At 70.6% G+C, this 13,467-nt stretch carries 14 protein-coding genes and 1 rRNA gene; 5 read left to right on the top strand and 10 right to left on the bottom strand.

What is annotated here, in order from left to right; all coding sequences use genetic code 11:
- A 5S ribosomal RNA gene (rrf, locus tag QSK26_RS07180) occupies positions 1–115 on the top strand; the annotation flags it as partial.
- Positions 116–559: 444 nt separating this feature from the next.
- Here the strand turns inward: rrf and QSK26_RS07175 are convergent.
- The gene (locus QSK26_RS07175; protein WP_285774174.1) at positions 560–1,387 is read right to left on the bottom strand and encodes a M55 family metallopeptidase; all 828 of its coding nucleotides are present in this window, start codon (positions 1,385–1,387) and stop codon (positions 560–562) included.
- 198 nt (positions 1,388–1,585) lie between these two features.
- Here QSK26_RS07175 and QSK26_RS07170 point away from each other — a divergent pair, with 198 nt between their 5' ends.
- On the top strand, positions 1,586–2,248 hold the full coding sequence (locus tag QSK26_RS07170; RefSeq protein ID WP_285774173.1) for a phosphatase PAP2 family protein: 663 nt from the start codon (positions 1,586–1,588) through the stop codon (positions 2,246–2,248).
- A 288-nt stretch (positions 2,249–2,536) separates the two neighbouring features.
- Here QSK26_RS07170 and QSK26_RS07165 read toward each other — a convergent pair whose 3' ends face one another.
- Positions 2,537–3,304, bottom strand: a complete 768-nt coding sequence (locus QSK26_RS07165; protein WP_285774172.1) for an SDR family oxidoreductase — start codon at positions 3,302–3,304, stop codon at positions 2,537–2,539.
- Between the two features lie 66 nt (positions 3,305–3,370).
- On the opposite strand from QSK26_RS07165, the gene QSK26_RS07160 reads away from it, so the two are divergent.
- Positions 3,371–3,709: an ArsR/SmtB family transcription factor gene (locus QSK26_RS07160; RefSeq protein ID WP_285774171.1), complete on the top strand. Its 339-nt coding sequence runs from the start codon at positions 3,371–3,373 to the stop codon at positions 3,707–3,709.
- A 284-nt stretch (positions 3,710–3,993) separates the two neighbouring features.
- On the opposite strand, the gene QSK26_RS07155 is transcribed toward QSK26_RS07160, so the two are convergent.
- From QSK26_RS07155 to QSK26_RS07125, 7 genes are all read right to left on the bottom strand, one after another.
- The gene (locus QSK26_RS07155; protein WP_285774170.1) at positions 3,994–4,659 is read right to left on the bottom strand and encodes a response regulator; all 666 of its coding nucleotides are present in this window, start codon (positions 4,657–4,659) and stop codon (positions 3,994–3,996) included.
- Between the two features lie 73 nt (positions 4,660–4,732).
- Positions 4,733–6,571: a sensor histidine kinase gene (locus QSK26_RS07150; RefSeq protein ID WP_285774169.1), complete on the bottom strand. Its 1,839-nt coding sequence runs from the start codon at positions 6,569–6,571 to the stop codon at positions 4,733–4,735.
- A gap of 205 nt (positions 6,572–6,776) precedes the next feature.
- Complete coding sequence (locus QSK26_RS07145; protein ID WP_285774168.1) at positions 6,777–7,448, bottom strand: response regulator transcription factor; 672 nt, start codon at positions 7,446–7,448, stop codon at positions 6,777–6,779.
- A gap of 85 nt (positions 7,449–7,533) precedes the next feature.
- Positions 7,534–8,382 (bottom strand): phosphate ABC transporter ATP-binding protein PstB, encoded by an 849-nt coding sequence (gene pstB, locus QSK26_RS07140; RefSeq protein ID WP_285774167.1) that lies wholly within the window; start codon positions 8,380–8,382, stop codon positions 7,534–7,536.
- Between the two features lie 7 nt (positions 8,383–8,389).
- A complete protein-coding gene (gene pstA / locus QSK26_RS07135; RefSeq protein ID WP_285774166.1) occupies positions 8,390–9,280 on the bottom strand; it encodes a phosphate ABC transporter permease PstA in 891 nt (296 codons plus the stop codon).
- Positions 9,280–10,218, bottom strand: coding sequence for a phosphate ABC transporter permease subunit PstC (gene pstC, locus QSK26_RS07130; RefSeq protein WP_285774165.1), 939 nt, complete (start codon positions 10,216–10,218; stop codon positions 9,280–9,282). Before pstC ends, pstA begins: the two co-directional genes overlap by 1 nt.
- Positions 10,218–11,219 carry a PstS family phosphate ABC transporter substrate-binding protein gene (locus QSK26_RS07125; RefSeq protein WP_285774164.1) on the bottom strand — a complete coding sequence of 334 codons (1,002 nt, stop codon included), beginning with the start codon at positions 11,217–11,219 and terminating at the stop codon, positions 10,218–10,220. The genes pstC and QSK26_RS07125 overlap by 1 nt, the downstream gene beginning before the upstream one ends.
- A gap of 180 nt (positions 11,220–11,399) precedes the next feature.
- Between QSK26_RS07125 and QSK26_RS07120 the strand changes: the two genes are divergently transcribed.
- The gene (locus tag QSK26_RS07120; RefSeq protein ID WP_285774163.1) at positions 11,400–11,873 is read left to right on the top strand and encodes a low molecular weight protein-tyrosine-phosphatase; all 474 of its coding nucleotides are present in this window, start codon (positions 11,400–11,402) and stop codon (positions 11,871–11,873) included.
- On the top strand, positions 11,870–12,673 hold the full coding sequence (locus QSK26_RS07115) for a fructosamine kinase family protein (protein WP_285774162.1): 804 nt from the start codon (positions 11,870–11,872) through the stop codon (positions 12,671–12,673). Before QSK26_RS07120 ends, QSK26_RS07115 begins: the two co-directional genes overlap by 4 nt.
- 4 nt (positions 12,674–12,677) lie before the next feature.
- Here QSK26_RS07115 and hisN read toward each other — a convergent pair whose 3' ends face one another.
- Positions 12,678–13,466 carry a histidinol-phosphatase gene (hisN, locus tag QSK26_RS07110; protein WP_285774161.1) on the bottom strand — a complete coding sequence of 263 codons (789 nt, stop codon included), beginning with the start codon at positions 13,464–13,466 and terminating at the stop codon, positions 12,678–12,680.
- Between the last annotated feature and the right edge of the window lies 1 nt (position 13,467).

The following is a 13,467-nucleotide window of genomic DNA, read 5'->3' as shown; positions in this document are numbered from 1 at the left end:
CGGCGGTTGTAGCGGTGGGGAAACACCCGGTTACATTCCGAACCCGGAAGTTAAGCCTTCCAGCGCCGATGGTACTGCACTGGGGACGGTGTGGGAGAGTAGGTCACCGCCGGACAATTTTTGTCTGTGGATTGGGGTCGCCCTTTGGGGTGGCCCTTTTCTGCGTTCTGGGGGTGTTTTCCTCCGCGCGTATGGGGGTTTTCTTCCGCGGGTGTGGGGTTTGTTTCCGCGGGGTGGGTGGTCGCTGGTCGTGGTGGGTTGGTGGTTGGTGTGGGTCATCCGTGGTGGGGTGGCCCTTTTTTGCGTTTGAGGGGCTGCGTTCTGGGGTTGGTCTCTGCCTGGTTCGTGGGTTGGTGAGGTTCGGTGGGTTGGTGAGGTCTTATCTGAGGGGGTCATCCGTGGTGGGTGGCCCCTTCTGGGTGGCCCCTTCTGGGTCTGTTCGTGTTCGTTGTTGTTTCTTAGGTTTCTGGGTTCGGCTCGGTTTTTTGGGGTGCTTGGGGGTGGACTTGGTGGGGGCTGGGGGGCTGGCGTTTGTGGGGTGTTGTTGTCTTGCCGGGGTTCAGGAGGGGGTTTGTGCGAGGAGGACGATGAGCTGGATTACTTCGTAGGCGGCGGTCATCGTCTGGGCTGTGAACGTCAGTGTGCGGCCGCCTTTTCGGGAGACGCCCGGGATCAGGACGGCGAGGTCCGCTCCGCGTGGCTGGTGCAGGTCTACCTCGACCTCGACCGGCTGGGGAACCGAGACGGGCGGTTCGCCCGTGCGCCGGCGTATCGCCCGGGCAGTTCCCTCTCTCAGGCGGTCGCGTGCCTCCTCCGGGTGCAGGGTGTCGGCCGCGTGCTGGCCCAGACCTCGCTTGACCGGCACGGTGACGGCGCCGGGCGCGAGGTCGGCGAACTCCTCGCATGCCGCGTCGTCGCCGCTGACCAGCACGACAGGCACGCCGTACGAGCCCGCCAGCAGGGTGTTGATCCCGATCTCGCCGTGTGAGCGGCCGTGGATGCGGATGTCGAGGACGGCGTCGCTGATCGTGTGCGCGAGCACGGCTCCGCCCGCGCCCGCACGCCCGTGGTACCCGACGAACAACGCGACCTCGACGCCTCCTTGCAGCCCCGCGAGCATGCCGAGCTGTCGGGGCTTACCCCGGACCAGCCGGGCCCTGCGGTCGAGGTCCTCCGGCAGGATGTTGCGATACGGGCCGTGCGAGTCGGCCACCAGCACCTCGGCCGCCGGATCGGCGTCGATGATCCCCTCGACCGCGGCATTGGCCGCCCCGGTCATCAACCGGCGGCACCGGTCGTACTCGTAGCGCTCCGGATTGATCTCCGCCGGGTGTACGACTCCGGCGATCCCTTCCATGTCCACCGAGACCAGTGCCTTGATTCCCATGCCCGTCACGCTACTGCCGGCGATCAAGTCCCGGCCGGGCGCCGTCTCGGGGGTGACCGAGTACGACTTTCGCTGAGTGCCGGGCAAGCGTTCGGGCGATGGCCGTGGGCTCCGGCGCTTCTAGAGTCACCCGTCATGACGAGAGAGACGGGGCCCTCGCATCGGGGCTGGACAATTGCGCGGCGGCTTGTGGTGTGCGTGGCGGCCTTGGCGGCCGGGGTGGTGGCCGTGGTTGTGAACTGGCCGGGCGGGCTCGGCACGACCTCGGCGGTGCGGGTGGAGAGTGGGCCGTCGGCTTCGCTCTATCGGTGGGCCGCCGAGGCGGTGGCCGGGGGGCCCGACGGGTTCGCGGGGGTGCTGGACACCGCGTCGGCGGGTGCCCTGGTGCTGCTCGGCCTGCTGTTCGCCGCCGGTTGGTGGACGGCCAGGGGGCGGGGCGCGTACGCGGTGGCGACCGGGATCCTCGGCGGGGTGGGCGCGGTGCTCGGGTACGCGGGCAGCGAGGCGCTGAAGCTCGTGGTGGACGAGGAACGGCCGTGCCGGGTCCTCGCCGCCGGTCTCGACCTCGCCGCGCACTGCCCGCCCACTGGTGACTGGGCGTTTCCCAGTAACCATGCCGCCATCGCCGGCGGTCTGGCGGCGGGTCTGGTCCTGCTGTCCCCGCGTCTCGGGGCGGTGGCCGTGCCGCTCGCGGGCCTGGTCGCGGCACTGCGCGTACTGGCAGGCGTGCACTATCCGCACGACGTACTCGCCGGCCTGTTCCTCGGCGCGACCGTGACCACGACGGTCGTCCTGCTGTGCGCCCCCGTGGCCGCCGGCGCCACGAACGCCTTCCGGCGTGACGCTCGTGACAGCCCGTGACGCCCATGACGGCCACGCCCGTGACGCCGAGCATTCCGGACGAGGCTGACGTATCAGTCATGTCAGGCGCGCTGCCTCGCTACTTCCGGTCTGAGCGGGCGGTGGCCGTCGACGAGTCGGTGTCGTGGGGGGTGGTCGATGAGGACCTGGAGCTGCATGTCGAGGCGCGCGCGTATCTGGCGGGCGCGCCGGCATCGGCTCGGGCAACACCCTCATGCGAAGCTCGGGGTCTCCGACCGTACGGCGGCGGTGATGACCGCGCTCGAACGGGGCCTGCTGTCCTGACTCCTACCACTCTTTGCGCAGGCCGCCGTCGATGACGAGGTCGGAACCGTTGATGTTGGGAGCCTTCCCTGAGGCCACGAACACGACCAGGGCAGCGATCTCCGCCGGTTCGGTGATGTGCCCGGTGGACATCCCGAGGGTGGCGGGCAGGGAGTCAAGCAGCTCTTCGCGCGAGATGCCGGCCTTCTTCGCGAGCGCGTCCCCGGTGCTGCCCGGTTCGGTCCACACCGCGGTACGCACTGGTCCGGGCGAGATGGTGTTGACCCTGACACCCTGGGGGCCGAACTCCTCGGCGAGGGCCTTGCCCAGGCTGGCCAGGGCCGCTTTGGCGGCGGAGATGTCCACCAGATGGGCCGCCGGGCGGCGGGCGTTGATCGAACCGATGTTGATGATGTGGCCCTTGCGCTCGACGATGCTGGGCAGCGCGGCCCTGCTGGCTCGTACGGCACTGAACAGGGTCAGGTCGAGGGCGTGCCGCCAGTCGTCGTCGGAGACGGACAGGAACCCTCCCGGGTGGGGGCCGGTGGTGCCGGCGACGTTGTTGACCAGCAGGTCGATACCGCCGAGTTCGGCCATGGCCGTGTCGATGAGGTGACGGGGTCCGCCGGGAGTGCCGAGGTCCACGGGGACGGCGAACGGGGTGACCTCCATGAGCTCGGAGCTGATCGTCCGTGCTCCCGCCACGACCCGGTATCCCTCGTCGCGTAACGCGGTGACGATGGCCAGCCCGATGCCCTTGCCGGCACCTGTGACGACGGCATTCCTGACCATGATCTGCCTTCCGTACAGATACATCACTGACCACTGATATGTAGCGGAAGGTATCATCGGACGCTGATGGATAGCAATGACCGGCTCTCCGCGATCGGGCGTGCGTTGAGCTGCACGGTTCGGCTCGCCGTGCTGCAGACGCTTGCCGAGGGAGACGCGTCCGTGGGCGAGTTGACCGACCGCATGGGCGTCACCCAGCCGAACATGTCGAACCATCTGGCCGTACTGCGTTCGGCCGGACTGGTGACCTCCCACCGTTTCGGACGCGTCGTCCGCTACCGGTTGGCCTCCCCCGAGGCCGCCGGCCTCGTCACCAGTCTGACCCTGCTCGCCAACACCGACCCCGGCTCCCCAGCGCAGTCAGAGGGCCAACTGCCGCCCGTCGGCGAACGTCCACGGACTTGATCTCAGCGAAGACGACGCCATCGCGCGGACGGCACCATCTGCGGCGTAATCGACTTCGGCGGCCTGTTCGCCGGTGATCCGGCCGTCGACCTCGCCGCCGCCTGGACTCTGCCGCCGGACGACACCGCTGACCGGTCCGGCGGGTGCGGAGGTGTCTCGCGTGCCCGAGGTGCGGCGTGTGCTGATGTACAGCGCGTGCTGGACGGCGGTGACCGTGTCTCTGGGGAACGGTGGAACGGGTCGGCGTGCGTCTCCACGGTTAACGTCAACGGCTGGGCGGGTGGTCAGGGGGTGGTGAGGCCGGCCTCGTGGGCGGTGACTGCGGCGGCGGCCCTGTTGGGTACGCCCAGCCGGGCCAGGATCGAGCTGACGTGGGCCTTCACGGTCCCTTCCGCGACCGAGAGGCGCCGGGCGATCTGGCCGTTGGCCAGCCCCAGGGTGAGCAGGGCGAGCACCTCGCGCTCCCGGTCGGTGAGGGTGGCGACCTGCCGCCTGGCGGCGGCGCGGCGGTCGGTGGCGCCGCCCGCGCCCGTCGCCGCCAGGTGGGCGATGACCCGGGCCGCGATCGTGGGCGGCAGGTACGCCGCCCCCTCGGCCACCGCCCGCACCCCGGCGATCAGTTCCTCGGGTTCCCCCGACTTCACCAGGAAGCCGCCCGCGCCACCGCTGAGCGCACGCAGGATGTGGTCGTCGTCGCCGAAGGTGGTCAGGACGACGACCCCGGTGCCGGGCACGGTCCTGCGGATCTCCGCCATCGCGCGGATGCCGTCGGTGCCCGGCATCCGGATGTCCAGCACGGCGACGTCGGGCCGGAACCGCTGCACGAGGTCGATCGCGGTACGACCGTCCCCGGCCTCGGCCACGACCTCGATCTCCGGATCCACGGCCAGGACGGCACGTACCCCTGCCCGGATCATGACCTCGTCGTCGGCGAGCACCACGCGGATCATGCCGCCTCCCGCCCGCCGGCAACACCGGCCGCCGTGCGCGGGAGGGCGGCAGTCGGGAGGGCGGCTGTGCGGATCATCCCGCGTCCCGGCTGTCGGTGGCGGCGACCGCCGTGCGTGGGGGGTCGGCGGTGGTGGTGGGCATGGCGGGTGGGGCCTCGGTGGTGGAGTCGGAGGCCGGGGACAGGGAGCCGGTGGTGGGCGTGGGGGGAGGGACGGCGGTCAGCAGGGTGGGGCCGCGGAAGCAGAGGGTGTAGGCGTCGCCGTACCGGTTGCCGAGGGGGTTGGCGGTCGCCGCGTAGTACTCGCAGGTGGTGCCGGGGGCGGGTGGGGAAGCGTGTTCGGGAGGGTCGGGTAGCTCGCGGGCGGGGAGGAGGCGGGCGATCTGGGCGCGGTCCTGGCCTGGCCGGAGCCGGGCGAAGTCCGCGGGGTCGAGTACCGATCGCGAGACGAGGAAGACGTCCCAGCCCTTCAACGCGGCGGCAAGTACGGCGAAGGCCACCAGCGGCGGCACCACCGCCCCGGCAAGAAGCCTGCCGACCCGGGGACGGCTCCCTGCCGATCGCCGGACCCACCACGCCGACGGGATGCCCCGATCGACCTGTGAATGGAACCGGCCGACCTTCGAGCGGGTGTCGGCCTGTGGGTGGGGTGGGTTGGCGCTCGGGTGGGTGTTGGCCTGTGGGTGGGGTGGGTTGAGGCTCGGGTGGGTGTCGGCCTGTGGGTGGGACGGGCTGGCGCTCGGAAGGGAGTCGACCTGTGGACCGGACCGGCTGGCGCTCGGAGGGGATTGGTCTGAGGTGGCTTGTGGGGAAGGTGCTGCCAAGTGGGGTGGGACTGCGTGCGGGAGGTGGGCGACGAGGGTGAAGGTGTCGTCTCGCCTGCCGTACTCGAAGCGGCCGCCCGCTCGCCGGACGCGCTCTTCGAGGCCGGGGAGCCCGCGCCCGCCGGTCGTTTCCCGGCGGTCAGTCCCGCTGGTCGTTGTCCGGCGGTCAGGCCCGCTGGGGGAGAGCGGGCTGCGGATGCTGAGGGTGGTTTGGGTGGGGGTGTGGTGGAGGTGGATGTGGGCGGTGGGGTGTGGGGCGTGTTTGGCGACGTTGGTGAGGGCTTCCTGGACGACGTGGTACGCGGTTCGTTCGACGGTGTGCGGTATGGCGAGGGGTTTGCCGTCGGTGTCCAGGTGTGCCTGGATTCCCCATCTGGCGGCTCGTTCGACCAGGGCGGCGATCGGCGGGGCGGGGTCGGGGGTGGTGAGGGGGAGGCCGTCGCGGAGGAGGCCGATCGCCGCGGCGAGGCGGTCCACGGCGGTGGCCGCGGCGGAGCGGATGTCGGCGGCGGCCTCGCGGTGCCGGTCGTCGAGGCCGGGGGCCATCTTGAGCGCTCCGGCGCGCAGGGCGATCAGGCTGAGGTCGTGGCCGAGCGAGTCGTGTACATCCTGGGCGATTCTGGCCCGTTCGCGGAGCCGTACCTGGTCGGCGAGGAGACGGTGTTCGCGGGCCAGCCGATCGGCCCGCTCCCAGCCCGCCCACACCAGCTCCTGGTACTGCCGGGCGAACCGGCCGGCCAGCCACGGCAGCACCCCCGCGAACGCCGTCACGCTCGCCAGCCGCAACCCCGGCCCACCCCACGCGGGCAGCACGGATGCCACCACGACTCCCAGCGAGACCAGCGAGGCGAAGACGAGCAGGGCGGGGCGGGCCCGGCGGGTCCGGCGGCCCGCCACGAACGCGGCCGGTACGGCGAGCGCGGACCACCACGGCCCGGCGACCGCCGCCAGTGCCGCGGCCACGGCACACACGGACAGGCAGGCCGGGCCGAGCCAGGGGTGCGGGTCGGCCGGCCACGTGCGCACGCCGGGCAGCGGATCTTCCCATGCCTGTCGCGGCGGCGGGCGGTCGGCCCCGGTGACGGTCATGCCCCCGATGTTAGGAACGCGCGCGGCGGAAAACCTCGGCCGAAAGTCCAGGGATGTCGGCCCGGGGAACCTCGGCCGAAAGGCCAGGAGTGCTGGCCCGGGGAACCTCGGCCGAAAGTCCAGGGATGCCAGCCCGGGAAATCTCGGCCGAAAGGCCAGGAGTGCTGGCCCGGGGCCGGCCGGTCGCGGCCCGGCCCCGGGCGGGTCACACCGGTGTCGGGGGCGTGACCAGGCGGTAGCCGACGCCGCGGACCGTCTGGATGAGGCGGTCGTCGACGTCGCCGAGGCGGGCGCGGAGCCGTTTGACGTGCACGGCGATCGTGTTGGTCGAGGTGGTGTCCGCGGAGTTCCACACGTGCCGCATGATCTGCTCGCGGGTGACCGTCCGATCGGTGTTGCGCATCAGGTAGTGCAGCAGCTCGAACTCGCGCAGCGGCAGATGCACCGCGCGACCCGCGACCCTGACCTGGTAGGCGTGCACGTCCAGCTCGACGCCGCCCACCACGAGGACCCTGCGTGCCCCGGCCTCGCCGGTGAACGCGGCCTGCACCATCGGCAGCAGCTCGGGCACCCGGTACGGCCGGGCCACGCAGGCCGTCGCCCCGGCGGCCAGCGCCTGGACCGCCTGCTCCGCGTGCCCGTCCCCGACGCCGAGCAGTACGGGGACGGTACGCGACACCCGCACCGCCTTGATGAACTCGACGGCGCCGATCACCGTCAGCGTCGCGCTGACCAGGACGACGTCAGGCCGGAGCGCGCCGGCCTGGATCAACCCCTGGGCGCCGTCCGAGGCGCCCGCCACATCGACGCCTTCGCGTTCGAGGGCGGACGCCAGGGCGCCCACCAGCGTCGTGTCAGGATCGGCTACCAGCAGCATGGGCGCCGTGCGAGTGTCCCCGTCCACATCGGGTGCCGTCTGCGGCTGGATCACCCGGGTCCTCCAATTGGTCGGGCCGAGCGGTCTAGCCGAAGCGACCGGTGATGTAGTCCTCGGTGCGCTTGTCGCTCGGGTTGGTGAAGATGCGGCTGGTCTCGTCGAACTCCACGAGGCGGCCGTGCCGTACACCGGCCTCGTCCACCTCGGCGGTGAAGAACGCGGTGCGGTCGGAGACACGGGCGGCCTGCTGCATGTTGTGGGTGACGATCACGATGGTGTAGTCGCGGGTCAGCTCCTGCATCAGGTCTTCGATCTTGGTGGTGGCGATCGGGTCGAGGGCCGAGCAGGGCTCGTCCATCAGGATGACCTCGGGCTTCACCGCGATCGCGCGGGCGATGCACAGACGCTGCTGCTGCCCGCCGGAGAGGGAGAGCGCGTTCTGCTTGAGCTTGTCCTTGACCTCGTCCCAGAGCGCGGCCTTGGTCAGCGCCTCCTGGACCAGGTCGTCCATCTTTCCCTTGAAGCCGTTGACCCGGGGGCCGTAGGCGATGTTGTCGAAGATCGACTTGGGGAAGGGGTTCGGCTTCTGGAACACCATGCCGATGCGGCGGCGGACCTCGATCGGGTCCACGTGGTCGCCGTACAGGTCTTCGCCGTGGAAGGCGATCTTGCCGGCCGCGCGGGCGCCGGGGATCAGGTCGTTCATCCGGTTGAAGCAGCGCAGCACCGTGCTCTTGCCGCAGCCGGACGGGCCGATCATGGCGGTGATCTCGCGGTTGCCGATGGTCAGGTCGACGCCGCGGACGGCCTCATAGTCGCCGTAGAAGACGCTGAGCCCGCTGACCGTGAACACCGGGTCGAGGGCTTCGAGGTTACGTGGCACTTCGGGACCGCGCACTTTCACATTGGGCGTGGAGATTTCTATCTCGGACATATGCCTCTCACCAGCGCTTCTGGTAGCGGTTACGGAGCCAGATCGCGATCGAGTTCATCAGCAGCAGGATCGCCAGCAGGATCACGATCGCCGCGGAGGCCAGGACGTGGAACTCCTCCCGCGACTGGGTGATGAAGCTGTAGATCTGTATGGGCAGCACGGTGAAGCTGCTCCAGACGCCCTCGGGGTTGAACCGCACCAGCGTCGCCGCGCCCAGCATGAGGAACGGCGCGGCCTCGCCGATCGCCCGGGACAGCGCCAGGATGGAACCGGTGGCGATGCCGGGGATGGCGGAGGGAAGCACCTGGCGGTAGATCGTCTGCCACTGGGTGGCGCCCAGGGCCAGTGACCCCTCGCGGATCGACGGCGGCACCGCCCTGATCGCCTCGCGCGCCGAGATGATCACGATGGGCAGCACCAGCAGCGACACGGTCATGGCGCCGGTCATCACGGTGAAGCCGAACTCCAGCCAGCGGGCGATGATGCCGAGCCCGAGGATGCCGTAGACGATCGAGGGCACCGCGGCCAGGTTGGAGATGTTCAGCTCGATGATCTTGTTGTACCACTTGGTCCTGTCGGCGTACTCCTCCAGATAGATCGCCGCCAGGACGCCGGTGGGCAGGGCCATCAGCGCGGTGAGGCCGATGATCCACAGGGTGCCGACGATGCCGGACTGGACGCCCGCCGTCTCCGGGCGCCGGATCGACGGCATGGCCTCCCACAGCGTGGGACTGATCCTGGGCCAGCCCTCCTGCACCACGTAGATGAGCAGCAGCGCCAGGAAGCCCAGCGCGATGACCAGGCTGGACAGCAGCGCGATCCGGAAGAGGTGCTCGCGCAGCGGGCGGCCCTTGCCCGCCAGCTGCACGGCCGACCGAGGCGTCGAGAGAACGGCCATTACTCGTACACCTCTCGGTACTTCTGCACCAACCGGGCACTGAACCAGTTCATGGCGAAGGTCATGATGAACAGCAGCGAACCGACGGCGAAGATCGTCTTGTACGCGGTCGAGCCGGCGGAGGCGTCACCGGAGCCCGCCTGGGCGATGAACGCGGCCATCGTCGACATCTCGTTGGCCGGGTTGAAGGTGAACTCCGACCGGAAGCCGCCCGCGATCGCCACGATCATGGTCTCGCCCGCCGCGCGGGAGATCGCCAGGATGATGGCGGCGACGATGCCGGAGAAGGCGGCCGGCACCACGACCCGCACCGAGGTGAGCATCTTGGACGCGCCGAGCGCGTAGGAGCCCTCGCGCAGGCCGTTGGGCACCGCGGCCATCGAGTCCTCCGACAGCGAGGCCACGATCGGGATGATCATCACGCCGACGAGGAGCCCCGCGGCCAGCGCGTTCTTGGCCTCGAGGTTCAGGAACGGGAACCAGCTCTGCAGCAGCGGGGTGACGAAGACCAGTGCGAAGAAGCCGAAGACCACGGTGGGCACGCCCGCCAGGACCTCCAGCACCGGCTTGAAGATCTTGCGGACCCGCGGGCTCGCGTACTCCGACAGGTAGATGGCGGCGGCCAGGCCGAGCGGCACGGCGACCACGATGGCGATGAGCGTGATCTCCAGGGTGGCCACGATGATCGGCCACACCCCGAAGTAGGGCGGGCTGAACAGCGGGCCCCAGGTGGTGGAGCCGAAGAAGTCGGCGAACGAGATCTCCGAGAAGAACTCGATGGTGGGCTCCACCAGCGCCGCCACGATGCCGAGCGTCGTGGCCACCGAGATGAGCGCGGCGACCAGCAGGATCGCCTTGACGATGTGCTCCCCGTAACGCGGGCGCGACCGCGCGAGGGACTTGGCCCCCCGCGCGGTCGGCTGTTGCTGTGTCGCCATCAGCCAGCGCTCTTCAGTGCCTCGTAGTCGGACTTGAGCTTGGCCTCCTGCTCGGCGTTGAGCGGGATGAACTGGGCGTCCGTGGCGATGGCGTTGATGTTCCCGACGTAGTAGTCGAGGAACGCGGCCACCTCGGGCTTCTTGACCGCGGCCGTGGACGGGTAAATGAACAGCGGGCGGGACAGCGGCGCGTAGGTGCCGTTCTGGGCCGTCTCCACGCTCGGGGCGACGCAGCCGTTGCCCGAGTCGATCTGCACGGCGGTCAGCTTGTCGGCGTTCTCCTCGAAGTAGGTGAAGCCGAAGTAGCCGAGGCCGCCCTTGGCGCCGGAGACGCCGGTGACGATGTCGTTGTCGTTCTCGCTCGGACTGTAGTCCTTGCGGCTCGCGCCCTCCTCACCGTTGATCGCGTCGGTGAAGTAGTCGAACGTGCCGGAGTCGGTGCCGGGGCCGTAGAGCTTCAGCTCCTCGGCCGGGAACTTGGCGTCGACGTCCTTCCAGGTCTTGACCTTGCCCTCGGCCGCCGGCTCCCACATCTTCTTGAGCTGGTCGGTGGTGAGGCAGGTCGCCCAGGTGTTCTCCTTGGGCACGACCACGGTGAGGGCGTCGGTGGCCACGGTGAGCTCGGAGAAGGTGATGCTCTTCGCCGCGCAGGCGGCCTTCTCGTCGTCCTCGATGGCCCGGGAGGCGTTGGAGACGTCGGTTTCGCCGTTGCAGAACTTCTCGAAGCCGCCACCGGTGCCCGAGGTGCCGACCGGCACCCGGACCTGGGGCTGCTCCTCGCCGAACAGTTCCGAGGCGGCCTGAGTGAGGGGGGCGACGGTGCTGGAGCCGTCGACCTTGACTTCGCCGGAAAGCTGGGCGGCGGCGCCGCTCTCGGCCGGTGCGGCCGAGGACGTGTCGCTGGGATCGCCGGCATCGCTGCCACCGCAGGCCGCCGAAGATAAGACGACCACGAGCGCGGTCGTCGCCACCGCGCTCAGGCGGCGCTGTCCTCTGGTCACGGTATGTAGTCCTTCTCCGTAGTGAGATCCAAGCCGTTGGGTAAAGAAAACTTGGTGAAGATGAACGAAGATGAAACGAGTCATGACCGAGATCGGAAGACGTGTGACGAGGCATGTGAATTGGGTGAGTGCCTGATCCCCACGTTCTGAACACGCTCCGCGGGCTGGCATGCTGAGGCCATGAGCTACCACGTGTGCCTGGTCTGCCTGGGCAACATCTGCCGCTCCCCGATGGCCGAGGTCGTGGTGCGCCGCACTCTCGCAGATCACGGCCTGGACGGGCTGGTCACCGTGGACAGCGCGGGCACCGGCGGATGGCACGAGGGCGCCCCGATGGACGACCGCGCCGCCGCGGTGCTCTCCGGGGCCGGTTACGACGGTTCCGCCCACCGCGCCCGCAGATTCCTGCGCGAGTGGTTCGGCCACGCCGACCTGGTCCTGGCCATGGACGCGGAAAACCTGCGCGCCCTGCGCGCGCTCGCCCCTCCCGGCGCCGACGTGCGGCTCTTCCGCTCCTTCGACCCCGCCGCGCCGGAGAACGCCGACGTGCCCGACCCCTACTACGGCGGCCCCGAGGGCTTCGACGAGGTGCTGCGCATGGTCCAGGCAGCCGCCGACGGCCTCGCCAAGCACCTCGAAGCGCGGGTGAGATGAGAACGGTCCAGGACCTCGGCTCCTCGCACGGCTGGCACCGGCGGCGGGCGGAGCTTCCCGATGGCCGGCACGCCTTCGTGAAGACAGGGCTCGTTTCCCAAGTGTTCACTTCCGAGGCGGCCGGGCTGCGCTGGCTCGGGGAAACCGGCACGGTCGCCGTGCCGGAGGTGCTGGAGGCGGGCGAGGACCGGCTCGTCGTCGAGTGGGTGGAGACGGCCGACGCCACCGCCGAGGCGGCCGAGCGGTTCGGCCGCCGGCTGGCCGGGCTGCACCGCGCCGGAGCCGGCGGGTACGGCGCGCCGTGGCCCGGCTTCATCGCCGAGCTGCCGATGGACAACGGCCCGGCGGCCGACTGGCCGTCCTTCTACGCCTCCCGCAGGCTCCACCCCTTCATCCGGCTGGCCCGCGACACCGGGCGGCTCGGCGCGGACGACGTCGGCATCCTGGAGGAGGTCATCGGGCGGCTGCCGGAGCTGGCCGGGCCCGCCGAGCCGCCCGCCCGCCTGCACGGCGACCTGTGGAGCGGCAACCTGCTGTGGACGACCGGCGGCGTCGTGCTGGTCGACCCCGCCGCGCACGGCGGCCACCGCGAGACCGACCTCGCCATGCTCGCGCTCTTCGGCGCCCCGCACCTCAACACGATCCTGGCCGCCTACCGGGAGGAGGCCCCGCCGTCCGACGGCTGGCGGGCGCGGGTGCCGCTGCACCAGCTGCATCCGCTGCTGGTGCACGTCTGCCTGTACGGCGAGCCGTACCGGGACAGCCTGCTCGCCGCGGCGGCGCGCAGCCTGGAGATCTGAGGGGTCACAGGGCGCCGCCGAGGCGCTTGAGGACCTCCTCGTGCAGGGGGCCGTTGGTGCAGACCAGGCTGGCGCCGATGCCCGGGGCGCCGGCCAGGTCGCTGCACCTGCCGCCCGCCTCCTCGACGATCACCGTCAGCGCCGCCATGTCCCACGGCGACAGGTCGGGCTCCGCGGACAGGTCGACCGAGCCCTCGGCGACCATCACGTGCGACCAGAAGTCGCCGTAGCCGCGGGTGCGCCAGCACGCCCTGGTCAGGTCGAGGACGAGGTCCAGCCGGCCGGCCTTCTCCCACTCCTCCAGGTCGGAGAAGGAGAACGACGCGTCCTCCAGGCGGCGGACCGCCGACACGTGGATCGGGGAGGCGTCGCCCGGCCCGCGCCCGGCCCAGGCGCCCTGGTCGCGGGCGGCCCACCAGCGGCGGCCGAGCGCGGGCGCGGAGACGACGCCGGCCACGACCCGCCCCTCGTCCATGAGCGCGATCAGCGTGGCCCAGACCGGCACGCCGCGCACGTAGTTCTTGGTGCCGTCGATCGGGTCGACGATCCAGGACCGGGTGGCGCCCTGGCCGGTCCAGCCGTACTCCTCGCCCACCACGGCGTCGCCGGGGCGCTCGCGGCCCAGGATGGCGCGGATGGCCTCCTCGGCGGCGCGGTCGGCGTCGCTCACCGGGGTGAGGTCCGGCTTGGTGTCGATCCGCAGGTCGCTCGCCCTGAAGCGGCGCATGGTGAGCTCGTCGGCGGCGTCCGCCATGGCGTGCGCTAGGCGCAGGTCGTCGCTGTAACCCGTCACA

Source organism: Microtetraspora sp. NBRC 13810 (genome assembly GCF_030268685.1).
Lineage (GTDB): Bacteria > Actinomycetota > Actinomycetes > Streptosporangiales > Streptosporangiaceae > BSRQ01.
Note: the sequence above shows the minus strand (reverse complement) of the source record. Positions and strands in the feature narration are given on the sequence as shown.